We start from the raw sequence: 24,126 nt of genomic DNA, 5'->3' as shown, positions 1-24,126 counted from the left end.
GCTCGCGTGAACTACGGTGAGACGGTGGCGCGTTCCCAACCGATCTTGACTCCGCTCACCGAAGCGGCGATCTTTCTCGTCCTCACGATCGACGAAGGTCGAGAAGGCGAAGTGCGCAGTATCCTCGAAGATCTGTCCGGCCTGCGACGGTCCGTCGGTTTCCGGATTCCGGACGGTGGGCTGTCGGTGGTGACGGGCATCGGGTCGGAGATGTGGGACCGACTGTTCGACGGGCCGCGTCCCGCAGAGCTGCATCCCTTCGTTCCGCTCGACGGCGGCCGGCACCGCGCGCCGTCCACCCCGGGCGACCTGTTGTTCCACCTGCGCGCGTCGTCGACGGATCTGTGTTTCGAACTCGCGGCGAAGATCAACGACCGGTTGCGCGGCGCGGCGACGGTCGTCGACGAAACGCACGGTTTCCGCTACTTCGAGCGTCGCGACCTTCTCGGATTCGTGGACGGCACCGAGAACCCGGAAGACGAGGAGGCGGCGGCTGCCGCACTCGTCGGCGACGGGGATCCCGAGTTCGCAGGCGGCAGTTACGTGATCGTGCAGAAGTACCTGCACGATCTGTCGACCTGGAACGCCATCAGCGTCGAAGAGCAGGAGCGCGTGATCGGCCGGACGAAACTGGACGACATCGAACTCGACGACGCCACCAAGCCCGCGAACTCACACGTCGCCCTCACCACCATCGAGGACGACGACGGTGAGGAACGCCAGATCCTGCGGGCGAATATGCCGTTCGGCAGCTTCGGTGCCGACGAGTTCGGTACGTACTTCATCGGATACGCCGCGACGCCGGATGTGACCGAAGAGATGCTGCGCAACATGTTTCTGGGCAATCCGCCCGGCAACTACGACCGCATCCTCGACTTCTCCACGGCCGTCACGGGTTCGCTCTTCTTCTGTCCCTCGTCGGAAATGCTCGAAGATCTTCCGCCCGCACCGGCGGACGTACCCGGAACTGCCGACACGAGTGCATCGACGCCGTCGGATGCGGACGGCTCACTCGGAATCGGTGCTCTCAGAAGGAGTTCAACGCTGTGAACAATCTCTATCGTGACCTTGCTCCGATCACCGACGCGGCGTGGGCCGAGATCGAGGAGGAGGCGACCCGCACGTTCAAGCGGCATGTCGCGGGCCGCCTCGTGGTCGATTTCTCGGGCCCGCACGGGACAGATTTCGCCGCGGTCGGTCTCGGCCGGCTGGGCGAGGTCGAGTCACCCGCGGCGGGTGTTCGCGCGCGTCAGCATCGGGTGGCGCCGCTGGTCGAACTGCGGGTGCCGTTCACTCTTTCGCGCGAAGAACTGGACAACGTCGAGCGAGGCGCCAAGGACGTCGATCTCGATGCCGTCAAGGAAGCTGCGCGCCAGATCGCGTTCGCCGAAGACCGGGCGATCTTCGAGGGTTACGCCGCCGCCGGTATCGAAGGCATCCGCGCGTCGTCGTCCAACACCGCGTTGCAACTGCCCGACGATCCGCGCGACATCCCCGAGACCATCAGCCAGGCGCTGTCCGAGCTGCGACTCGCAGGTGTCGGCGGGCCGTACCACGTGCTGCTCAGCGCCGACGAATTCACCAAGGTCAGCGAAACGTCCGACCACGGCTATCCGATCCGGGAGCAGATCAGGCGCCTTATCGACGGGGACATCATCTGGGCTCCCGCGATCGATGGAGCGTTCGTCCTCACCACCCGTGGCGGGGACTACGACCTGCAGGTCGGACAGGACCTCTCGATCGGTTACCTCTCGCACGACAGCGAGAACGTCCAGCTGTACTTCCAGGAGTCGTTCACGTTCCTCGTGTACACGAGCGAAGCGTCGGTGCCGCTGATCTCGCAGGGCTGAGTCTCCCTCGCCGAAGCCCGGGGGCCTGCATTCAGCGGGGCGGGTCCCCGGCCTTCAGAGCTGCGGCGTTGACCCGGACGAGAGCGGTGTGCAGCGCCTCGAGTTCGGCGACGTCGACGCCCAGGGAATCGAACACCTGGCCGGGCACGGACTCCGCGTCGTGGCGCAGGGCACGGCCTTCGTCGGTGAGGTCGACGACCAACTGCCGTTCGTCGATCGTGCTGCGTTCGCGCGTGAGCAGTCCGAGCGCTTCGAGCCGCTTGAGCAGCGGGGACAGCGTCGGGGAGTCGAGTTGCAGCACCCGCCCGATGTCCTTCACCGTCATCGGGGCGTGCTCCCAGAGGGCCAGCATCACCAGGTACTGCGGGTGGGTGAGGCCGAGCCGGTCCAGGATCGGCCGGTAGACGGCGAGAACAGCGCGGTTCGCGACGGCGAGCGCGAAGCACACCTGCCGGTCGAGTGCCAGAGGATCGTCGCCGGAGGAGGAGAACTGCGCTGCCGGGGTATCGACGCTCATGGCCCGACAATACCGAACACGGCGACGGCCGTATCCGGGTGATCGGGGTCGCCGGGTTCCCCCAACGACCGCGATGCCGGCCGGTCTCCGGTCGCTCTTGACCTCGAGTGCAGTCGAGGTCGTAGCGTGATCGTTCATGACGGTTGCGACGTGGACTCCCGACACTGCGCCTCTTCAGGGCCTGGGCCTGATGCGACTGTCCGACGACGGGTGGGGCGACGACGACCGTGACCCCGCCCGCCTGGTCCGGGCCGCCGTCGATGCCGGCGTGTCCGTGCTGGACACCGCCGAAATGTACGGAAACGAGGAAGTGGTCGGCCGTGCACTCCGCGGCTGTCGCCAGGACGTCACGTTGTGCAGCAAGTTCGGCGTCTATTGGGGGCCATCGGGCCGGATGGACGATTGGAGCGTCCGCGCGGATCCTGCGACAGTGCGTTCGGCCATCGACGGTTCGTTACTGCGTCTCGGCGTCGACCATCTGGACCTCTACTACCTGCATCACCGCAGCGATGAGACACCCATCGAGGAGACCGTCGCCGCGATGGCCGAACTGCACCGAGCCGGGAAGATCGGTGCGCTCGGGTTGTCCAATGTCACGCTCGACGACATCCGGCGCGCTCACGCTGTACATCCGATTGCCGCCGTGCAGTTGGAGTGGTCCCTGTCGCAGCGCAGCGTGGAGACTCTCGTTCCGACTCTTACCGACCTGGGGATCGCGCTGGTCGCGTATTCGCCACTCGGTCACGGCAGCCTTACTCACTCCACCGGCAACCCTCTCGCGCACGTCCTTGCGGACATCGCCGCGCGGGTAGGGGCGACCCGTGGCCAGATCGCTCTCGCGTGGGTTCATCATCGGGGCCGCCGGGCTGGATGCGCGGTCGTTCCCTTACCTGGAACCACGAGCATCACGCATCTTCACGCCAACCTCGCGGCAGCCCGGGTCGAACTCACCGAAACCGATGTCCGAAACCTCGAGGATGCTGCGAGTTCACATCCGGTCAGGCCAGTCCCGTCGAACGCAACGTGATGTTCAGCCGGCCGCCGGGCAGTCCCACCTGTGCGCTACCGGTGTCGGGGAAGACGGCGGGCACGCCGTGGAAAGCGAAACGCGACGGCCCGCCGAACACGAACAGGTCGCCGGATTCGAGACGAACATCGGTGTACGGGCGGCCCCGCGACTCGCTGTTGCCGAAGCGGAACGTGCAGGCGTCGCCGATGCTCAGCGACACGATCGGGGCCGCGACCCGTTCGTCCTTGTCCTGGTGCATGCCCATGCGCGCGTCGTGATCGTAGAAGTTGATCAATGCGGCGTCCGGCGTGTAGTCCGCTCCCGCGGCCGCGTCCTGATACGCATCGCCGACCGCGCGCCGCCCGAGATCGACGAGCAGGTCGGGGAGGGGCGCGACGGGCGCATCGTCGACGTCCACCGCTGTGCGGCTGTACCGGTAGGGGGACCAGTGCCAGCCGAGGCACACCGTACGCACCGACATCTGCCCGCCGCCCGGTAACACGGTGTGCCGCATCGGCGCCGGGCCCCGTGCCCACTCGCGGCAAAGTTCCACCAGTTCTCGCTGCTGGTCGACATTCAGCCAGTCGGGCACGTGCACCGCACCGGGGGCGACCTCACGACGGGGGCGGGGCAGGGGGAACAATTCGTTCACGGGGGACGCTTCGATTCTCGGACGGGTGGTGGCAGGCGTACCCCTCCAGAATGCCAACGGCCGACACGGACGACGAGGTGCCCCCGCCGAGCGTCACCTTCGCCCTATAGTCCGGGGCATCGCGCATCACGGCTGAGAGGGTTCCGGTGAAGGTTGACGGCAAGGTAGCCATCGTGACCGGCGGGGGAGGCGGAATCGGTGGTGCTCTCGCCGCCCGCCTCGTGCAGGAGGGGGCCCGCGTGGTCGTGGCCGACCTCGATGCGGACGCTGCCCGGCGCGTCGCGGACGAGATCGACGCCACCTCGGCGATCGCAGTGGGCACCGATGTCTCCGACACCGAAGCGATCCGTGGCCTCGTCGAGCGAGCCGAAGCGGAGTTCGGGCCGGTCGACCTGTATTTCGCGAACGCCGGCATCACCGGCCCGCCCGGACTCGATATCGGCGAATCCGCCTGGGATCAGGTCCTCGACGTCAATCTGCGCGCCCACATCCGTGCTGCGAACATTCTCGTGCCCGGATGGGTGGAGCGGGGCGAAGGGTATTTCGTGAGCACCGCATCGGCTGCCGGTCTTCTCACCCAAATCGGGTCGGCGGCGTATTCGGTGACCAAGCACGCCGCGGTCGGGTTCGCCGAGTGGTTGTCGGTCACCTACGGCGACCAGGGGGTCCGGGTCTCGTGCCTGTGCCCGATGGGTGTCAACACGCCACTGTTGTATGCCGGAAAGAACTCCGATACCGAACTCGGCGCGCTGGCCACCCGTGCGGTGACCGGTGCCGGTGCGGTTCTGGAACCGGACGACGTCGCGGAGGTAGTGCTCCGGGCACTCGAAGACGAGCACTTCCTCATTCTTCCGCATCCGGAAGTCCTCGAGATGTACCGGCACAAGGGTGCCGACTACGACCGATGGCTGAGCGGTATGCGCCGGTACCAGAACATCCTTCGTGGGCAGTCGGCGCAACAGTAGGAGCGCGGTCCCGCCGAAACCCGATCCGTATCCGCTCGTGGTGACATAGCGTCTGCGCCATGGCTTCTGTCGACACCGTCCGCGGCCCCGCCGACACCGGTGATCTCGGTCGTGTCCTCATGCACGAACACGTCTTCGTGCTCGGGGAGGAACTGCGCGAGAACTACCCCGGCTACCCGACGAGGTGGGACGAGGAACTGCGCGTCGACGACGCGATCTCGAAACTGCGTGCATTGTCCGACCGTGGGATCGACACGATCGTCGATCCCACCGTGATCGGACTCGGCCGGTACATACCGCGGATTCAGCGCATCGCCGAACACACCGACATCAACATACTGGTGGCGACGGGGCTGTACACGTACAACGAACTGCCGTTCCAATTCCACTATGTCGGACCGGGATTGCTGTTCGACGCCCCCGAACCTCTCACCGAACTGTTCGTCCACGACATTCGTGAGGGCATCGCCGACACCGGTGTGAAGGCGGCGATGCTCAAGTGCGCGATCGAGGCGCAAGGTCTCACGCCGGGGGTCGAGCGGGTGATGCGCGCGGTGGGCCGGGCCCACGTCGAAACGGGAGCCCCCATCACCGTCCACACCAATCCGCACACCGGATCCGGCCTCGTGGCGCAACAGGTGCTGGCCGAAGAAGGTGTCGATCTGACGAAGGTCGTGATCGGGCACAGCGGAGACTCCACCGACCTCGAGTACCTCCGCAAGATCGCCGACGCCGGGTCGCTCCTCGGAATGGACCGGTTCGGTCTCGATCTGCTGCTGCCCTTCGAGCAACGCGTCGATACCGTTGTCGCACTGGCGGAGAGCGGATACGCGGACCGCATGGTGCTCGCGCACGATGCGTCGTGCTTCATCGACTGGTTCCCGCACGAGGTCAAGGAACTTGCGGTACCGAACTGGAACTACAACCACATCAGTGACGATGTGCTGCCGGTGCTGCGCGAGCGCGGTGTCACCGACGAACAGATCACCACGATGCTCGTCGACAATCCTCGGCGGTTCTTCGAATCCTGAGCGCTGCGCGCCGAACGGGACAGAATGTGCCGTATCCCTTGCGTCCACCTCGAAACGAGACCAGGCTGATTCGTGGATGGCATCGGCCGGATAGTCATGGTTCACGTCCACGACCGGTGTTCGTGCAATGACAGGTACGGCAGTGGATCGACGCTCTCGGGCAGATCGGCGCCGGATTTCGATCGGAGATACCCATGTCGGTCGCCCGTATCGTTCTCATGGCCTTATTCATGTGTGCTGTCGCTGTAAGCGGCTGCTCAGACGGCGACGGCGACGGCGGCGGCTCGAATGCTCCTGCGTCTTCCTCCACCGAGACTTCTGCGTCAGCGACAGCATCCACGGCGGCGGGGGAGTCCTCAACGTCCGCTGCGGAACAATCGGGTGTACCCGAGCCCGTGGTTCCCCCGCACAGGTGACGTTCGAGTGCGGTGACCCGACGCTCTACCAGAGTGGCACTGCCCTCTACTCGGATGGCACCACCGGGTACGAACCGAGCTGCGACGTCGCGCCCTCCGAGCGCACATTGCAGTACTGCGACGTCGGCGGCGTGGCCGTGTACAGCGACGGCTCCTATTCCACAACCGATCCAGCGTGTGCGCTGCCACCGCCGCCATCGGCCGACGAGTCGGGTTACCCCTATGACCCCAGCCAGGATCGCAATGGTGATGGCGTCATCAGCGGTTATGAGCGGTGTGGCACTGCGTGTGGGGAAGCGCCGACCAGCGGCGAGATCCAGATGCAGTACGGATGCGAAGAAGGATGGATCGACCCCGAAACATGCACTCAGGCTGGTTACTGAGTCGGCGAGGTCGACCGGGAATCTGGACGCCCGCGGCACCTGCTCTCGATGCACTGCTTGCACAGCGTTGTGGAGACCAACCCGAGCGTGCGCTTCCGGACCGGACGGTGCTGACGCCGTGCCGGACAGATCGATCAATACAGTGGAGTCATGACATCGCACGGTTTGCCGGTCACGGTTGCTCGCGGCGTCGGGGTGGACGCCGACACCGATAGGGCGGTGAAGGGAGCCCTCACCGGTCGCTCCCGCCACCCTGGGGACCGCCCTGCCGACGTGACGGTGCGCCCGCTCGAGGATCGAGACTGGGATGCGGTGCGGCGGATCTACGGTGAGGGGATCGCGACCGGCACCGCGACCTTCACCACCGAGGTTCCCGCCCGTGAGGTACTCGACGAGCTGTGGCTGCCCGGCCACCGGTGGGTCGCCGAGACCGACGGGTGTGTCGTCGGCTGGGCGGCGTTGAGCCCGGTATCCAGTCGCGAGTGCTATGCCGGGGTGGCGGAGAACTCGATCTACGTCGCCGACGGGATGCGTGGGCGCGGGGTCGGCAGAGTGCTGCTACGCACCCAGGTCGACGCCGCCGACGAGGCGGGTTTGTGGACGTTGCAGACCCCGATCTTCCCGGAGAACCGCACCAGTCTCGCTCTGCACCACGCGGCGGGATTCCGCACCGTGGGTATCCGCGAACGAATCGGCAAGCTCGCCGGCGTCTGGCACGACACCGTCCTGCTCGAACGCCGGTCCGAAACGGTGATCTGACAGACCCGGCCTACCTTGCGGGACCGGGCATCGTCGGCCGCGGATTCTCGCCCGCACGCTCACGCGGCGTCGTGCAGCACCAGCCCGAGCGTGCGCCGCAGTCCGGACCGGACGGTGCTCACACCGTGCCGCACCGGCGACCGCGTCCATCCGCGTGCACCGCGTGTCGGGCGGTCGCGCGTGGTGAAGATCAAGGCGTGCCCTTGCTCGATCACGGTGGCAGTACCGCGGGACTGGGCTCGGGGACATTGCTCGAGGAGCAGGAACTCGCCGCCGGTGTAGTCGAGACCGGGACGGTCGAGCCCGATCACCACCTGCAGCGGGAACGCGAGATCGCCGTAGAGGTCGCGGTGCAGCGCGTTCCAGTCGCCGCCTGTGTAGCGCAGCATCAGCGGCGCCGGCTTGCTCTGGCCGGCAGCGTGACACATTTCCAGCCACTCGTCGAAGTCGTCGGGCCAGGGTGCGGGATCACCCAATCGCTCGGCCCATTCGCGCGCGGGGGCGAGCAGGCGGCGGTAGAAGGCGGCGCGGAGTTGGGCGACCGGGCGGGGGACGGGCGCGCCGAAGTACTTGTAGGTTCCGTGGCCGTAGCGGTGGCGGGCCATGTCGACGGTCGTGCGGAATCGGGTGTCCTCGTCCCACAGCGACGAGATCTCGGCACGCTCGGCGTTCCCGAGGAGCGGGCCGGTGGCGGCGCAACCGTAGTTGTCGAGGTCGTCGACGAGCTGCGGCCAGGGGAGGTCATCGATGCGGGCGGGCAAGGTCGAGGTGTGCTGCGTCATACTCGCTCCTTCGCTCTCGTACGGTAAACGCACCGGAGCGCGAGAACGTGAGATCTCAGCGAGGAGCGTCGTCGACGAGCTTGCGAAGCAGCCGGGCGAGGTCGGCGCGTTCGGAGGGGTCGAGCCTGGCGAACACCTCCGCGGCGTCGGTATCGCGTGCCGCGTCGAGTTCGTCCAGAACTGTGCGACCGTTATCGGTGAGCTGCACACATACCGCGCGGCGATCGGCGGGATCGGGTAGGCGCTCGGTCAGTCCACGGGATTCGAGGCGGTCGACGACCTCTGTCGCCGATCGAGGCGCGATACGCAGTGCCTTTGCGACCACGCCGAGGCGGATCGGGGTGTCGGTGTCGCCGATGACCCGGAGTGCGCGGTGTTCGTGTGGGGACAGCTCCCACGGGTTCAGCAAGTCGTGCCAACGTCGCCGCAGGGTGCGGGTGGCGCCCATCAGAAGGTCGCGCAGCACAACGGGAGAATCGGACATGACCGGACTATACCTCACTTGACAGTTACCTCTTAATGAGGCAACCTCAGTAATTACGTACGAATCATGAATCGAGGTGGTGTGCATGATGCATCCCCCACCAGGTCGAGGCGGTCACCCCGGTGGCCGCGGAAAAATCGATCCCAAAGACGTCGAGCAACTGCGCGAATCTCCCGTCAGCCTGCGCCGGATCGGCGCGCTCTTCGCCCCTTATCGTCGTCAGATCGCCCTTGTCGTGGTGCTGATCGTGGCGTCGTCCGCTGTGTCGCTCGCGACGCCGTTCCTCGTGCGCGCCGTCATCGACGACGCGATTCCGCACCAGAACGTGAGCCTGTTGCTGTGGGCCGTGGGCGGCATGCTCGCGGTCACCGCGATCAGTTCACTGTTCGGAGTGGTGCAGACCTGGATCTCCACCACGGTCGGCCAGCGAATCATGCACGGCCTGCGAACCCGGGTGTTCAGCCACCTGCAACGGCAGTCCCTGAGCTTCTTCACCCGCACCCGTGGCGGTGAAATCCAGTCGAGACTGACCAACGACATCGGCGGCATGCAGTCCGTCGTCACGACGACGGCCACCTCGCTCGCCGCCAACATCACGACCGTGGTCGGCACCGCGATCGCCATGGCTGTGCTGAGCTGGCGGTTGTCATTGCTGTCGCTGATCGTGCTTCCGCCGGCCATCTGGCTCACCCGCCGCGTCGCCCAGATGCGACGGGCGATCACGACGCGCCAGCAACGCCGGCTCGCCGACATCCAGACCCAGATCGACGAAGGCCTGTCCGTCAGCGGCGTACTGCTCGGCAAGACTCTCGGCACCGGTCCCGCGCTGGCGGACAAATTCGCGAAGACCTCCGCCGATCTCGCCGACCTCGAGGTGCAGGCGCAACTGTCGGGGCGGTGGCGCATGGCCACCATGAACATCGTCTTCGCGGCGATTCCGGCGGTGCTCTATCTCGTCGCAGGTCTGCCCGCGACCTCGGGCGGCATGACCATCGGCACGCTCGTCGCATTCACGGGACTGCAGGGCGCGCTGTTCCGTCCCCTCATGAGCCTGCTCGACGTCGGCGTGTCCGTCACCAGTTCGCTCGCGCTGTTCAGCCGCATCTTCGAGTATCTCGATCTGGCCGTCGACATCGAAGAACCCGCCCACCCGGTCCCGGTCGACCCCGAGAAGATCTCCGGCAGGGTCCGATTCGAGAATCTCGGCTTCCGGTACGAAGGGGCACATCGCCTCGCGCTCGAGGGGATCGACCTCGACATACCGGCCGGTGCGCAGGTCGCGCTCGTGGGCGAGACCGGTTCGGGCAAAACCACGCTCGGGTCACTGATGGCACGGTTGTACGACCCCACTTCCGGCCGGGTGACGATCGACGGCATCGACCTGCGAGACATGCGGCTCGCCGACGTAGCGGCTCTCGTCGGTGTCGTGTCGCAGGAGACCTATCTGCTGCACGCCACCGTCCGGGAGAATCTGCGCTACGCGAGGCCGGACGCCACCGACGCGGAGATCGAGGACGCCGCGCGGGCAGCGCACATCCACGACCTGATCACCTCGCTGCCCGACGGCTACGACACCGTGGTCGGCGCACGCGGACACCGGTTCTCCGGTGGCGAGAAGCAACGAATGGCGATTGCCCGCACGCTGCTGCGGGACCCGCGGATCCTGGTGCTCGACGAGGCGACCAGTGCCCTCGACAACGACACCGAACGCGCCGTGCAGCAGGCGCTCGACAACGCCCGGGCCGGGCGCACGACCATCACCATCGCACACCGCCTCTCCACGGTGCGCGACGCCGACGAGATCGTCGTCCTCGACCACGGACGGATCATCGAGCGGGGCACCCACGACGCGCTCGTCGCGCGCGGCGGCAAGTACGCGGCACTCGCGCGACGCGACGGCCGTACGCTCGCCGAGCACACCGACCGGTCCGTGGGCGTGTGACTCAGGCGCGCACCGACGAGAGGGCGCCCACCACCTCGTGCGTCGGAAGCACGACCGCGCACCGCGAGGCGACGTAGCTCAGTGCGTCGGCGTGCTCGCGTTGGGAGAAGTCGGCCGTGGCGTCCGAGACGAAGAAGACCTGGATGTCGTTCATGAACCCGTCCAGGGCCGTCGTCAGGCACCCGATGTGCGCGTACACGCCGGTGACGATCAGCTGGTCGCGGCCCCACGCGCGCATCCGTTCGAGCAGATCGGTGCGGATGAAGGCGCTGTAGCGCCATTTGGTGAGCATGGTGTCGCCGGCGTGCGGTGCCAACTCCGCGATGATCGACGTCTCGGCGGGGTCCTCGGACAATCCGGGGCCCCAGAAGTCGGACAACAGCGCACGGTCGGCCGGGTCCTGGTCTCCCGGTTGCGCGGTGTACACGACCGGAGCGCCGACATCGTGAGCGGTGTTGCGCAGCAGGTCGATATGGGGAACCACCGTGGCCAGCGGATCGGCCGCCCGGTCGAACGAGCGCACGAAGTATTCCTGCATGTCGTGCACCAGCACGACGGCGCGGTTCGGATCGATCGACCACGACACCACGTTCGTGGGCTGCTCGTGGGGAAGGGAATAGGACACGGACTTCGGCAGAGCCATCGGATCTTCGCTTTCTGCGGTGTGGTCGGTCAGTTCTGGAGGGTGGCGGCCAGCGCGCGACGCAGTTCGTTGCGGCTGATCTTGCCGACACCGGTCACCGGAAACGCGTCGACGAAGCGCACCTTGTCCGGGATCTTGTACGCCGCGAGTCCACGCTCCCGCAGGAAAGCTTTGAGCGCGAGAGCTTTCGGCGCCTCACCCTCGGTGACGACGAAGGCACACGTGCGTTCGCCGAGGTACTGGTCGGGCATGGCGACCACGGCGGCATCGAGCACCGCGGGGTGCGCGACGAGATGGTTTTCGACCTCCTCCGCGGCGATCTTCTCGCCGCCCCGGTTGATCTGGTCCTTGGCGCGGCCTTCGACCACGATGTAACCGTGCTCGGTGATCCGCACGATGTCGCCCGTGCGATAGAACCCGTCGGGAGTGAATGCCGTCGAATTGTGTTCGGGCGCATTGTAGTAACCGCGGATCGTGTACGGGCCCCGGGTGAGGAGATGGCCGGGGGCACCGAACGGGACGGGCTCGTCGGCGTCGTCGACGACACGGATCTCGTCGTGCGGGCTGATCGGACGTCCCTGGGTCCGGACGATCGTCTCGTCGTCGTCGTCGAGGCGGGTGTAGTTGACGAGGCCCTCTGCCATGCCGAAGACCTGCTGCAGCGTGCAGCCGAGTTCCGGGCGCACCCGCTTGGCCGCCTCCGCCGGGAACTTCGCGCCACCGACCTGCAGTACCTCGAGCGACGACAGGTCGTGTTCGGTACGGGCCCGTGCGGACAGCCATGCCAGTGCGAGCGGCGGGACCAGCGAGGCCATCGTCACCCGTTCGCTCTCGATCAGTGCGAAGGCCGTGTCCGGACTCGGATCCGGCGCCAGCACCACCCTGCCGCCGGAGTGGAGGACACCGAGAATCCCGGGCGAGCTCATCGGGAAGTTGTGTGCCGCAGGAAGCACGACCAGCATGCGGGTGCGCTCGTCCACTCCGCAGATGCGGGCGGAGTCGCGCACAGAGTAGAGGTAGTCGGCGTGGGTGCGGGGGATGAGCTTCGGGGTTCCGGTGGTACCGCCGGACAGTTGGAGAAAGGCGACGGACTCGGCATCGACGTCGGCGATCGGTGCAGGCTCGTGCGTGCGCAGCGATGCCAGGGAGGTGAACTCGGCGGCGTCTCCGGCGACGATCACTGTGGGCGGGTTCTCCAGCGCGCCGGTCACTTCGCGGGCTAGCGTGCGGTAATCGAAACCACCGTGCTCGGCGGCGACGATGTAGGCGGCGGCGTCCGAGAAACGGCAGAAGTAGCCGACCTCGGAGGCGCGGTGCGCCGGCAGAGCGAACACGGGCAACGCCCCGATGCGGAAGACCGCGAAGAGGACTTCGGTGTATTCGACGATGTTCGGTAACTGGAGCACGACCCGGTCGCCGGCACGAACACCGGCATTCAGGAGCCCGGTGGCGATACGTGCGGCGGACTCGTCGAGGTCACGGTAGGTGAGGTGCCGCCGCGCCCCGGTGGCGTCCGGTCCCACAACCGCGACCCGGTCGCCGAAGTGCGCTGCGCGGGTGGGCATGAACTCCGCGAACGTCTCGCCGGTCCAGTAACCGGCGCCGCGGTACAGCTCACTGAAATCCTCGGGGAAACGGGCGATGTCGGCAAGCGCGCTGCGCCGGAGGCCGGAGGTCACGAATGATTCCTTTCGGGAACGGAAGGGGTCTCAGGCACGAAGGGTCGCGCCACCGTCGACATACAGGGCTTGCATGGTGATGTGCCGGGCGCGGTCGGAGAGAAGGAACTCGATGGCGTCCGCGATGTCGGACGGTTCTGCGATGCGCCCGAGCGGGATTCCGACCTTGAACTGTGCGGGGTCGCCCTCGATGGCGCTACGCGCACCGTTGTCGTCGTCGGGGTCCTCCCACAGCGACCGTTGCATCGCGGTGTCGGTGGAGCCGGGGGCGACGATATTGGCGCGGATTCCGTAGGGCGCCAGTTCCAGTCCGGCGACCCGCACGATCATCGCCGCGGCCGCTTTCGAGGATCCGTAGGCGCCCATGCCCATCCGGGGAACACCTGCGGAATTCGAGCCGACCACGACGATCGACCCCGAACGGCGCTCCCGCATCACACGTCCCACGGCACGCAGGACCGCGACCAGTCCGGTCACGTTGACGTCGAACATGCGCTGCCAGTCGTCCGGATCGGAGTCGAGTACGGATCCGGTGGTGAACACTCCCGCGACGTGGGCGAGTCGCTCGAGGGGACCGTGGTCGGATTCGATGTTGCCGACGGCGAACTCGACCGCGTCGTGGTCGCGGATATCGACGGGGTACACAGGGGTTCCCTCACCGATCAGTGCCGCGGTCTTGCGGAGTCCGACGGGGTCGCGGTCCATGAGGGCGAGTCGGTGTCCGGCGCGGGCCAGGGTGACCGCTGTGGCACGTCCGATGCCCTGTGCGGCACCGACGACGAGGGTGACGGGGGCGCTCATCGCCGCACCCCGAGCGCATCGAGCACGGTGCCGAATTTGACGGTGGTCTCGGCGAGTTCGTCTGCGGGATCGGAGTCGGCGACGATGCCGCCACCGGCATAGGCGGTGAGGGTGAGACCGTCCGCGTCGAGCACGGCGCACCGGATCGTCACCATCCACTCGCCGTCACCGTCGGCGTCACACCACCCGACGGCCCCGGCGTAGAACCCGCGGTCGCCTTCGACATCGCGGATGAACTCGCGCGCCGCCTCGGTGGGCGTGCCGCAGATCGCGGGAGTCGGATGCGCCGCGAGGGCGAGGTCGAGCGCTGTGGTGGAGCGGTCGCGCAGGCGGCCCGAGACCGGTGTGCCGAGATGCCACAACTGCTTGGTGCTCGTCAGCGACGGCTGGTCCGGGATGTCGAGGTCGGTGCACAACGGTTCGAGTACGGCGCGCAGCGCACGGACGACGTGCGCGTGTTCGGCGAGATTCTTGGCGGACTCCGCGAGACGCTCGGCGGTCGCGCGATCCGAGTCGGGGTCGGCGTGACGAGGTGCCGATCCGGCGAGCGGATGTGCCGTGACGAGATCGCCACGTCGCCGGATGAGCACCTCCGGACTCGAGCCGATCAGGTGCCGTCCTCGCCAGGAGCCTCCCGCCGGGGTGAGGTCGACCGCGAATCCGTTGCCGGCGGGGTCGTTCCCGGCGAGTCGTGCGAGGAGGTCGGCGGTCGGGACCGGCCGTTCGGAGCGCAGTCGGAGTGCGCGTGCGAGGACGACCTTGACGAGGTCGTCGTCGGGGGAACGCAGCAAGGTGAGTGCGGCGGCCACACGGTCGACGTGTGCCTGCTCGGCAGGAATCGCGTGGGCGATACGGATGGTGGGGAGATCGGGCCTCGAGACGCCGAGCGGCGTGGAGGTGTGCCGCAGCGAACGCGGCGCTGTGAGGGCGGCGGGGTGCGCGGGGTCGAAGGGAAGCGCACCGGCGAGAGCGCGCACGCGCCCGGTTCGCAGAGCCTCGGCCGCGGCATCGGCGCGGTCGAACCGGTCGTCGAGTCCTTCGGCGATCACGGTGCCGTGCGGGCGGGACAACACGAACGGGCGCGGCACGGTCCGCTCGGCACAGTCGGGTGTCGGTGCGTCGACAACCGATGTTTGCATGCTCGAACCTCTCGATAGCGGAGTGAGAAGGCGGATCGAGCGCAAGGTGCACAAGATCGCTTCAGCAACATATACGGTTAGCCTTACCTTTGGTACTGTTCCGCATTGCCGAGAGTTGCGCAACACGGGTGTTCTGCTCGGGCCCAAGAGTTTTCGAACGCAGAAAAGGGGATGACAGTGCCCACGTCCAGGCCGTCGACTTCGGGACTTGCGCTTACGCGCGCCCAGACGGGCGTATGGTTCGCTCAGCAATTGACCCCCGACAACCCGATTTTCAACACCTCGGAATGCCTCGAACTGCGCGGATCGGTCGATACGGACGCCCTGGTGGCGGCGGTGCGCCGCGCCGCCGACGACTGTGAGGCCCTGGTCGCGGCCTTCGAAACCCAGCCCGACGGTACGGTCGTCCAGTTTCCCGGACGCAGACAACTCGCCGACCCGCCCGTCGTGGACGTGCGCGGCGCGCCGGACCCGTGGGCCGCGGCCCACGAGTGGATGACGAACGACCTGGCACGCGCCGTCGATCCGGCCGTCGACGTGTGCGTCCGCGCCGCCGTACTGCGCCTCGCGGACGACCGTGTCGTGCTGTACGTGTGCGGGCATCACCTCGTGTTCGACGCGTTCGGGTTCTCCCTGTTCAACCGCCGCATCGGCGAGCACTACACAGCCCTCGTCGCGGGCACCGAACCGGCCGCGCACCGCTTCGCCCCCGTCGAACCGGTCGTGCGGGAAGAGGAGAGCTACCGCGAGTCGGACGACTTCGCCGCCGACCGGGCGTTCTGGGCCGACTACCTCGCGGACGTCGAGGAAGCGGTGGCGCTGAGCCCCGGAGCGAGCGGAATCGCGCGTCGTTCCCGGGCGGTCCGGTTCACCCTCGACGCACAGCAGCAGAACGCGCTCGCCGCACTCGGCAAATCCGCTCGCGGAAGCTGGGGCGACGCGGTGACCGCCCTGGTCGCCGCGTACCTGCGCGGTGCGACCGGGCGGGACGACATCACCATCGGATTCCCGGTGATGAACAGACTCGGTTCCGCCGCACTGAATGTGCCGATGACGGCGGTCAACGTCGTGCCGTTGCGGCTGCGCCCCGCCGCACGCGACAGCCTGTCCGGCCTCGTCGGGCAGGTCCGCGATTCGGTTGCCCGGTGCCGCGAGCACTACCGCTACCGCGGTGAGGACATCCAGCGCGACCTGCGCCTGCCCGCCGGGTCGCGAGGGGTCATCGGCCCGTCCGTCAACGTCAAACCGTTCGGCGACCGGTTCCGTTTTGCCGATATCACCGCTGCAGTCCATTCGATCGCCCGCGGACCGCTCCAGGATTTCATGATCACGGTGCGGCCCCTCGACGGGAGCGCCGGCCTGGAGGTCTTCGTCGACGCCGACGCCGACCTCTACGACGAGGACGACCTGCGGCTTCACGCGGCACGTCTCGAGCAGTTGTTCGATTCCGTGACCACCCTCGATCCGGCAACATCGCTCGCGCAACTGCCGATCCTCCTTCCCGCCGAGCGGACACGAATCCTGGAGCGCTGGAGCGCATCTCCGGACATACCGGTCGAACCGGGCCTGACTCTCGTCGATCTGCTGCACCGGCAGGCCGCCGCGACACCCGACGTGCCGGCGCTCGCGGACGCCACAACCACGCTGACCTACGCGGAGTTGCGCACCCGGGTCGACCGGCTCGCGCGATATCTCGTGTCCGAGGGACTCGGCGACGCTGCCGAACCGAGGATCGCGATCGCACTGCCGCGTACGGTCGACGCCGTCGCCGCGATTTTCGCAGTGCTCGAAACCGGCGCTGCGTATGTGCCGCTCGACATCGACCAGCCACTCGAGCGGCTCGCGTACGTGCTGTCCGACGCCGCGCCCGTGTACGTGCTCACCGACCGCACCACGGACGGACGGGTTGCGGACGCCGACGGTGCCACCCGCCGGATTCTCCTCGACGACACCGACACCGACACCGACATCGGCGGCCGTGTGGAGACAGATCTGCCACCCGTCGGACGGTCGGGGCCCACGCCCGACTCGGTCGCGTACGTCATCTACACCTCCGGATCCACAGGACGGCCCAAGGGCGTGGTCGCCCCACACCGCGGCCTGGTCAATCTCCTGCACAGCCACCGCGAGCAGGTGTTCACCCGCGCCGCACGCGAAGCCGGGCACGACCACCTGCACCTCGGACTCGCGTGGTCGCTCGCGTTCGACGCCTCCGTGCAACCGCTGCTGTGGATGCTCGCCGGGCACACCCTCCACATCGTCGACGAATCCGCCCAGCGCGACCCCGCACGACTGACCGAACAGGCGTTGCGCGAGGACTGGGACTTCGTCGAACTGTCGCCGGCGCAACTCGACCACGTCGTCGAGGACGGGATGCTTCCCGAGAACACCGTCTCCACCCTCGGCTTCGGCGGCGACGCGGCCACCGGCCGGCTGTGGGAGAACCTGCGCGCGCGCCGCGGCGCCGCGTTCAACTTCTACGGCCCCACCGAGTGCAGTGTCGACGCCCTCGTGGCCGAGGTGCACGACAGCGAGACTCCCGTGGTGGGGCGGCCGGTCGCGAACTTGCGCGCCTACCTCCTCGACAGCGGTCTCGCCCCGGTGCCGCCGGGAACGGAGGGGGAGCTGTACCTGTCCGGTCCGGGTGTCGTCCGCGGTTATCTCGACGCGCCCTCCCTCACCGCGACCCGGTTCGTCGCGAACCCGTTCGGGACGGGCTCGGCCGATCCCGTCCACGCGCGCCTCTACCGCACGGGCGACCGCGCGATGTGGACGGAGGACGGGAACATCGTCTACCGCGGCCGCGTCGACAACCAGGTGAAGGTGCGCGGGTTCCGCATCGAACTCGGGGAGGTGGACGCGGCGTTGCTGCGGCTTCCCGGTGTGGTGCACGCCGTGTCGGCGATTCACACGGACGCTGCCGGTACCGCACAACTCGTGGGCTATCTCGTCGGCGATGCACTCGATCCGGCGGTTGCCCGGGCACAACTGACCGAGTGGCTCCCGGCGGCGATGGTGCCTGCTGCACTCGTCGTGCTGGGTGAGCTACCGCTGACCTCGAACGGAAAGCTGGACCGGAAGGGGCTTCCCGCACCGGATTTCGCCACGCTCGTCTCCTCGCGACCTCCGGCCACCGAACTCGAACGCCGCCTGTGCGAGCTGTTCGCAGAGATCCTGGGCCTCGACGGCGTCGGCGCCGACGACGACTTCTTCGCACTCGGTGGACACTCGCTCTCGGCAGCGAAGCTTCTCGCCCGGGTGCGGGACACTCTCGGTGTCGAACTGGCGATCCGGGAAGTATTCGACCATCCGACGGTGGCCGGACTGGCTGTGCGCTGCGAGAGCGCGGGTCTGGACGCCGGGCCCGCACGACCACCGCTGGTCGCGAGGAAGCACGGGGACCTCGTCCCGCTGTCGTTCGCGCAGCAACGGCTGTGGTTCCTGTTCCGGATGGAGGGGCCCAGCCCCACGTACAACGTTCCTCTGACCGTGCGGTTGCACGGCGACGTCGACGCCGACGCGATGCGCCGTGCCGTCGCCGACGTCGTCGCCCGCCACGACAGCCTGCGCACGGTGCTGACCGAACGGGACGGAACCGGGATGCAGCGGGTACTCGAGCACGTCGAGACGCCGTTCGCCGTCGTGGAGACCGGCCCGGACACGGTGGAGGCGGACGTGAGGTCGGCGGCGCGCTACGCATTCGACCTCGAGCGCGAAACCCCCGTCCGGGTGCGGCTGTTCACCGTCGCGCCCGGCGAGAGCATCCTGTTGCTGCTCGTGCACCACATCGCGAGCGACGAACTGTCCACGCCGATTCTGCTGCGGGACCTCGGAACCTTCTACTCCGCGCACACAGGTGCCGCCGTCACCGAGCCGGCTCCACTGCCCGTCCAGTACACGGACTACGCGGTGTGGCAGCGTGAACTGCTCGGCGACCCGAAGGACCAGACCGGGCTCGCCGGACGGCAACTCGACTTCTGGCGCACCGAGCTCGCGGGTCTACCCGCGGAACTCGAGCTGGCAACCGACCGGCCCCGCCCGGCCGTGGCATCGTTCGCCGGTGGCGGCGTCGAACTCGCGGTCCCGGCCGGACTCGCCGACGCGGTCCGCGCCGCCGGCCGCGACACCGGCACGACGATGTTCATGATGGTGCACGCCGCCGTGGCGCTCGCGCTCTCCCACAGCGGGGCGGGGGAGGACATCCCGATCGGCTCACCCACCGCGGGCCGGCCCGCCTCCGAACTCGACGATCTCGTGGGGTTCTTCGTCAACATGGTGGTCCTGCGCACCGACCTGTCCGGTGACCCGACCGTGCGGGAACTGCTGGCCCGCATCAAGAACGCCGACATCGCCGCGTACGCCCACCAGGACGTGTCGTTCGACCGGGTCGTCGAGGCCCTCGACCCCGAGCGAAGCGCCGCCCGCCACCCCCTGTTCCAGGTGATGGTGCAGTACCGGAACCCACCTGCCTTGCGCGCGTTCGAGCACCTGGCGCCCGAGGTGTCCCTCGTCCCCAACGATGCCGCGATGTTCGATCTGACATTCGACGTCGTGGACACACCGGACGGGTCCATGCGGGTACGCGTCGAATACGCCCGTGATCTGTTCGACCACGACACCGCCGAGTCTTTCGCCGCGCGCGTGGTGCGTGGGTTCGCCGCTCTGGCCGGAGACCCCGACCGTCCCCTGTCCCGTGTCGACCTGCTCTCCGGCGCCGAACGCGACTGGCTCCGCGCCGGTCGATCGGCACCGGAATCCGCACGCCCGGAACCGGTTCCGGAGACGCTGGTCGAGCTGTTCGACCGCACGGTTGCCGCAGCGGCGCATCTCCCCGCCGTCGTCTCCGCGGAGGAAACCCTGACGTTCGGGGAACTCGACGCGTGGTCCGACCGGATCGCGTGTCATCTCGTGGATCGCGGCGTCCGGGCAGAAACGGTCGTCGCGCTACGGCTCCCGCGGGGAAGCGCCGTGGTCGCGGCGATTCTCGGTGTCTGGAAGGCGGGCGCGGCGTACCTCGCGATCGACCCGAACTACCCGCTCGAGCGCATCGACTACATGATGCGCGATGCAGGGGTGACCGTCGCGCTCGACGAGAGTGCCGTCGCGGAGTGCAGCGACGCGAGCATGCCGTCGCCGGCCACGGAACTGCGCGGTCGCGCCGGTGCGGACAACGCCGCCTACGTGGTCTACACCTCCGGTTCCACCGGTCTGCCGAAGGGCGTCGTCGTGCCGCACCGCGGTGTGGTGAATCTCTGGGAGACGGTGCGTTCCGGCACTTACGGTGACCCGGCAGAACAGCGGCTGAGGGTGCTGCTCAGTTACACCTTCGCGTTCGATTCCTCGGTCGAGCAGTTGCTCGCGATGCTCGGCGGCCACACCGTGCACGTGCTCCCCGAAGAGTTGACCGCCGACGCCGACGGCATCGTCGGCTATGTTCGTGAGCATCGGATCGACGCCCTGGACTGCGCGCCGGTGCTGATGACGCAACTCGTCGCAGAAGGGCTTCTCGACCCCGCCGCGGATCACCGCCCGTCGGTGGTCGCAGTCGGCGGCGAGGCCGTGCCCGCCGAGCTGTGGGCCCGGCTCGCCGCCACTCCGGGGCTGCGCGCACTGAACATCTACGGACCCACCGAGTGCACGGTGGACGCGACTGCCGCAGTCATGACGGCGGACGTGGCGCCGCATATCGGCGAGCCCATCGCCGGGGGTCGTGCGCTCGTCCTCGACCGCTACCTGCGCCCCGTGGCGCCGGGTGTGCCGGGTGAGCTGTACGTCGGCGGTCCGCACGTGGCCCGGGGATACCTCGGCCGGCACGGCCTCACGGCCGGAAGGTTCGTGGCCGACCCGTTCGGTACACCGGGGAGCCGGCTGTACCGCACCGGCGACACGGTGCGGTGGACATCCCGGGTGCCCCATCGTCTCGAATATCTCGGCCGCGCCGACGATCAGGTCAAGATTCGCGGGTTCCGTATCGAACTCGGTGAGGTCGAGGCGGTACTCGCCGGACATCCGGACGTGACAGCCGCCGCGGTGCTCGCCCGCGAGGACGAACCCGGACGCAGACGTCTCGTCGGCTACGTCGTGCCGGGGACTGCGCAGGTGGACGGTGACGCGGTCCGGGCATACACGGCCGAACGGCTGCCCGACCACATGGTGCCCGCTGCGGTGGTGGTGCTCGAGGAGTTCCCGCTGACCGCGAACGGCAAGGTGGACCGGGCCGCGCTCCCCGCCCCGGTGTTCGCACCCGCGACAGCCGGCCGGGTGGCGGGCAACGACATGGAACGGCGGCTCTGCGCCGTGGTGGCCGAAGTGCTCGGACTCGACGCGGTCGGCCTCGACGACGACTTCTTCTCTCTCGGTGGTGATTCCATCGTGTCGATCCAGCTCGTGGCCAAGGCCCGCGCGGCGGGTCTGCGGTTCACCGCGCGGCACGTTTTCGAGCACCGGACCGTCGCCGGTCTGGCCCGCGTCGCCGAGGTGGATACAGGCCGGCAGGAAACGGATGTCGCGGCGGCGCTCGGCAGCATTCCGGCGACGCCCATCGTTCACGACCTGCTGGACCGAGGGGGACCGTACGCCAGGTACGCGCAGTCCAGGCTGCTGCGTACCCCGGAAGGCCTCACGCTCGGCGAACTGACCGGCGCCGTGCAATCCCTGCTCGACGTCCACGACGCGCTGCGTTCGGTGTTCGACTCGGCTGCACGCGTTCTCGAGGTCCTGCCGGTGGGTGCGGTGTCGGCTGCGCACGTGGTCACCCGGGTCGACATCTCCGGCCTGGACGACCCGTCCGCGGTGATGGTCGCGGCGACCGAGGAGGCGTACGCGGCGCTGGACCCCGGGTCCGGGGAACTCGTGCGCGTCGTGTTCTTCGATCCGGGCCCCGGCGTGCAGGGCCGGGTGCTGTTCGCGGTGCACCACCTGGTGGTGGACGGGGTGTCGTGGCGGATTCTGGTCCCGGACCTCGCCGAGGCCGTCGCGGGTACCGCGCCGCTCCGGTCCGGTACCCCGCTGCGTGTCTGGGCTCGCGGCTTGCTCGAGGCCGCGCCGGCGCGACGAACCGAACTGCCGTTGTGGCGTCGTATCACGGCGCCCGGCGGCCGTGCCGCCTTCGCCTCCCGCCCTGTCGATCCCACGCGGGACACGATGTCCGCGACGGCGCAGGCGCATGTCGACGTGCCGGTCGCAGTGACGGAGGCTCTGCTCACGACGGTGCCCGAGCAATTCCACGCGGGTGTCGACGACGTTCTGCTCACCGCGCTGGCACTGGCCACAGCCCGGGTGTGTGGCGCGGGTGCGGTGGTGGTGGATCTCGAAGGGCACGGACGAGAAGAGCAGGTGGTGGCCGGCGCCGATCTGTCGCGCACCGTCGGATGGTTCACGAGCCTGTACCCGGCCAGGCTCGACGTGTCGGGGGCAGACCTCGACGACGCCTTCGCAGGTGGCCGGAATGCCGGTGAGGCACTCAAGAAGGTCAAGGAGCAACTTCGCGAGATCCCCGACAGCGGTATCGGATTCGGGATTCTTCGGCATCTCGACGAACAGGGACGGCAGGTTCTCGCGTCGGCGGCTGCTCCCGAGATCGGGTTCAACTACCTGGGCAGACTGACGCTGGGTGAGGCGGAAGGGCAGCCGTGGTCGAGTGCGCCGGAATCGGCCGGTCTCGGCGGCGCCACCGAGGCCGACATGCCGGTGAACCACGCGCTCGAAATCGGCGTCTTCACCGAGGAAACGGGGGAGGGGCCGGTGCTCCGGGGCACGTTCGGCTACAGCCCGGCACTGGTGCCCGAGCACGTGGTCGCAGACCTCGTGGAGTGCTGGGTTGCGGCACTGGAGGCGCTGGCCGGACACGCGGCGTCGGGGGATGCCGGTGGATTCACTCCGTCGGATCTGACTCTCGGTGGCCTCGATCAGTCGGAGATCGACGAGTTCGCCTTGGAATTCGGATGATCGTGACGCTTGGCGTGGCCAATTGTTTCGGTTAGCCTAACCAATCGTGACCGGGGGTACATCCCGGCGAGAACACATCTGGGAGAAACGTCATGCGGGTTCTTGAACGTAGCCGGGCGCGTAGCGTCGCGGTTCTCGGTGCGGCTGCGCTGCTCACGGCCGGCCTGGTGGGCTGCTCGAGCGACAGCGGCGATGCCTCGGACAGCACGGAGGCGGCTGCTACCCGGACGTTCGAGGCGCAGAACGGCTCGATCGAGATCCCGTCCGATCCGCAGCGCATCGTCGCCTGTGGCTACGCCGCGTTCCCGCTCATCCAGGCCGGGGCGAACCTCGCCGCGGTGTGCGAATGGACCCGCGAGATCGGGAGCATGGACGAGGAGACCCTCGCCGCGTACGAGGAACTGCCGAAGGTGGCACCCGACGGAGCAGCGAGTGAGCTGAACTACGAGGCCATCACGGCTGCCGAGCCCGACCTGATCATCATGGGCGTTCCGGCCCGCGTGCAGTCCCAGGTCGACATGGCCAAGCTCGAGGCCCTTGCGCCGGTCGTGTTCCTCGGCCCCACCAACCCCGGCGACTGGCGCTCGCTCGGCGAGCAGTACGCCGACGCCGCCAACGTCGGTGACGCCTACGGGGAGTTCAAGTCGGAGTACGAAGCGCGTGCCACCGAGATCGCGGACAAGTACGCGGATACCCTCGGCAGCCTGAACTTCGCCGGCCTGTGCAGCACCTGCGGCACCGAGCCGGGTGAGTTCTTCCGCGAGTACAAGTCGTCCTACACCACCAACCTGTTCGACGACCTCGGCTTCACGTTCCCCGGCGAGCCCGTCGATCCCGCAGACGTCCACGGCGAATACGTCTCGCTCGAGCAGCTGCCGCAGAACCTCGCGGACGCCGACGTGATCGTCTACGGCCTCGAAGCGGACGGCTCGGTCTCCGCCGAACTCCAGGAAGTCTTCGACTCGCCGCTGTGGCAGAACCTGCCCGCCGTCAAGGCCGGCAACCTCGTCGGCGTCCAGCACGCCAACGCCGCCACGTACGAAACCGCGCTGCTCGCACTCGACTCCATCGACGCCGCGCTCGACAAGTTGCCCGCGAACCAGAAGCAGTAACACTGTCGCGGTCGA

16 protein-coding genes and 1 pseudogene are annotated in these 24,126 nt (G+C 68.0%); 9 read left to right on the top strand and 8 right to left on the bottom strand.

Annotated features, from left to right (window positions below):
• The first annotated feature begins 24 nt into the window (after positions 1-24).
• Together ACFWBU_RS07890 and ACFWBU_RS07885 are read left to right on the top strand one after the other, a co-directional pair.
• Positions 25-1,050 (top strand): Dyp-type peroxidase, encoded by a 1,026-nt coding sequence (locus tag ACFWBU_RS07890; protein ID WP_378527974.1) that lies wholly within the window; start codon positions 25-27, stop codon positions 1,048-1,050.
• On the top strand, positions 1,047-1,850 hold the full coding sequence (locus ACFWBU_RS07885) for a family 1 encapsulin nanocompartment shell protein (RefSeq protein ID WP_169621331.1): 804 nt from the start codon (positions 1,047-1,049) through the stop codon (positions 1,848-1,850). Before ACFWBU_RS07890 ends, ACFWBU_RS07885 begins: the two co-directional genes overlap by 4 nt.
• Positions 1,851-1,881: 31 nt before the next feature.
• Here the strand turns inward: ACFWBU_RS07885 and ACFWBU_RS07880 are convergent, their stop codons facing one another.
• Positions 1,882-2,367 (bottom strand): MarR family winged helix-turn-helix transcriptional regulator, encoded by a 486-nt coding sequence (locus tag ACFWBU_RS07880; protein ID WP_169621330.1) that lies wholly within the window; start codon positions 2,365-2,367, stop codon positions 1,882-1,884.
• Between the two features lie 136 nt (positions 2,368-2,503).
• Here ACFWBU_RS07880 and ACFWBU_RS07875 point away from each other — a divergent pair, with 136 nt between their 5' ends.
• Positions 2,504-3,394 carry an aldo/keto reductase gene (locus tag ACFWBU_RS07875; RefSeq protein WP_378527973.1) on the top strand — a complete coding sequence of 297 codons (891 nt, stop codon included), beginning with the start codon at positions 2,504-2,506 and terminating at the stop codon, positions 3,392-3,394.
• On the opposite strand, the gene ACFWBU_RS07870 is transcribed toward ACFWBU_RS07875, so the two are convergent.
• Positions 3,366-4,028: an alpha-ketoglutarate-dependent dioxygenase AlkB family protein gene (locus ACFWBU_RS07870; protein WP_378527972.1), complete on the bottom strand. Its 663-nt coding sequence runs from the start codon at positions 4,026-4,028 to the stop codon at positions 3,366-3,368. The two genes, ACFWBU_RS07875 and ACFWBU_RS07870, sit on opposite strands and share 29 nt — an antisense overlap.
• A gap of 146 nt (positions 4,029-4,174) precedes the next feature.
• On the opposite strand from ACFWBU_RS07870, the gene ACFWBU_RS07865 reads away from it, so the two are divergent.
• The 3 genes and pseudogenes from ACFWBU_RS07865 to ACFWBU_RS07855 form a co-directional block, all read left to right on the top strand.
• A complete protein-coding gene (locus tag ACFWBU_RS07865) occupies positions 4,175-4,993 on the top strand; it encodes an SDR family oxidoreductase (RefSeq protein ID WP_378527971.1) in 819 nt (272 codons plus the stop codon).
• A 59-nt stretch (positions 4,994-5,052) separates the two neighbouring features.
• The gene (locus ACFWBU_RS07860) at positions 5,053-6,024 is read left to right on the top strand and encodes a phosphotriesterase (RefSeq protein WP_378527970.1); all 972 of its coding nucleotides are present in this window, start codon (positions 5,053-5,055) and stop codon (positions 6,022-6,024) included.
• Positions 6,025-7,039: 1,015 nt separating this feature from the next.
• A pseudogene (locus tag ACFWBU_RS07855) lies at positions 7,040-7,582 on the top strand (GNAT family N-acetyltransferase); the annotation flags it as partial.
• A 59-nt stretch (positions 7,583-7,641) separates the two neighbouring features.
• Here ACFWBU_RS07855 and ACFWBU_RS07850 read toward each other — a convergent pair.
• Entirely contained in the window at positions 7,642-8,364 is a 723-nt protein-coding gene (locus tag ACFWBU_RS07850; protein ID WP_169621326.1) for a 2OG-Fe(II) oxygenase, read from the bottom strand.
• Between the two features lie 55 nt (positions 8,365-8,419).
• Positions 8,420-8,848: a MarR family winged helix-turn-helix transcriptional regulator gene (locus ACFWBU_RS07845; RefSeq protein ID WP_169621325.1), complete on the bottom strand. Its 429-nt coding sequence runs from the start codon at positions 8,846-8,848 to the stop codon at positions 8,420-8,422.
• 85 nt (positions 8,849-8,933) lie between these two features.
• On the opposite strand from ACFWBU_RS07845, the gene ACFWBU_RS07840 reads away from it, so the two are divergent.
• Positions 8,934-10,790, top strand: coding sequence for an ABC transporter ATP-binding protein (locus tag ACFWBU_RS07840; RefSeq protein ID WP_378527969.1), 1,857 nt, complete (start codon positions 8,934-8,936; stop codon positions 10,788-10,790).
• A 1-nt stretch (position 10,791) separates the two neighbouring features.
• Here the strand turns inward: ACFWBU_RS07840 and ACFWBU_RS07835 are convergent, their stop codons facing one another.
• The 4 genes from ACFWBU_RS07835 to ACFWBU_RS07820 are packed head-to-tail and all read right to left on the bottom strand — an operon-like array spanning position 10,792 to position 15,052.
• A complete protein-coding gene (locus tag ACFWBU_RS07835) occupies positions 10,792-11,433 on the bottom strand; it encodes an isochorismatase family protein (protein ID WP_169651980.1) in 642 nt (213 codons plus the stop codon).
• A 29-nt stretch (positions 11,434-11,462) separates the two neighbouring features.
• Complete coding sequence (locus tag ACFWBU_RS07830) at positions 11,463-13,112, bottom strand: (2,3-dihydroxybenzoyl)adenylate synthase (RefSeq protein ID WP_378527968.1); 1,650 nt, start codon at positions 13,110-13,112, stop codon at positions 11,463-11,465.
• Between the two features lie 30 nt (positions 13,113-13,142).
• Positions 13,143-13,913, bottom strand: coding sequence for a 2,3-dihydro-2,3-dihydroxybenzoate dehydrogenase (locus tag ACFWBU_RS07825; protein ID WP_378527967.1), 771 nt, complete (start codon positions 13,911-13,913; stop codon positions 13,143-13,145).
• Positions 13,910-15,052, bottom strand: coding sequence for an isochorismate synthase MenF (locus ACFWBU_RS07820; protein WP_378527966.1), 1,143 nt, complete (start codon positions 15,050-15,052; stop codon positions 13,910-13,912). The genes ACFWBU_RS07825 and ACFWBU_RS07820 overlap by 4 nt, the downstream gene beginning before the upstream one ends.
• 171 nt (positions 15,053-15,223) lie before the next feature.
• Here ACFWBU_RS07820 and ACFWBU_RS07815 point away from each other — a divergent pair, with 171 nt between their 5' ends.
• Both ACFWBU_RS07815 and ACFWBU_RS07810 read left to right on the top strand, forming a co-directional pair.
• On the top strand, positions 15,224-22,999 hold the full coding sequence (locus ACFWBU_RS07815; protein WP_378527965.1) for an amino acid adenylation domain-containing protein: 7,776 nt from the start codon (positions 15,224-15,226) through the stop codon (positions 22,997-22,999).
• 92 nt (positions 23,000-23,091) lie between these two features.
• Positions 23,092-24,111, top strand: coding sequence for an ABC transporter substrate-binding protein (locus ACFWBU_RS07810; RefSeq protein WP_169621318.1), 1,020 nt, complete (start codon positions 23,092-23,094; stop codon positions 24,109-24,111).
• Positions 24,112-24,126: the final 15 nt, after the last annotated feature.

It is taken from the genome of Rhodococcus sp. NPDC060084, from assembly GCF_042730335.1.
GTDB lineage: Bacteria > Actinomycetota > Actinomycetes > Mycobacteriales > Mycobacteriaceae > Rhodococcus.
The sequence above is the reverse complement of the archived record's forward strand: the minus strand, read 5'-3'. Positions and strand labels throughout refer to the sequence as shown.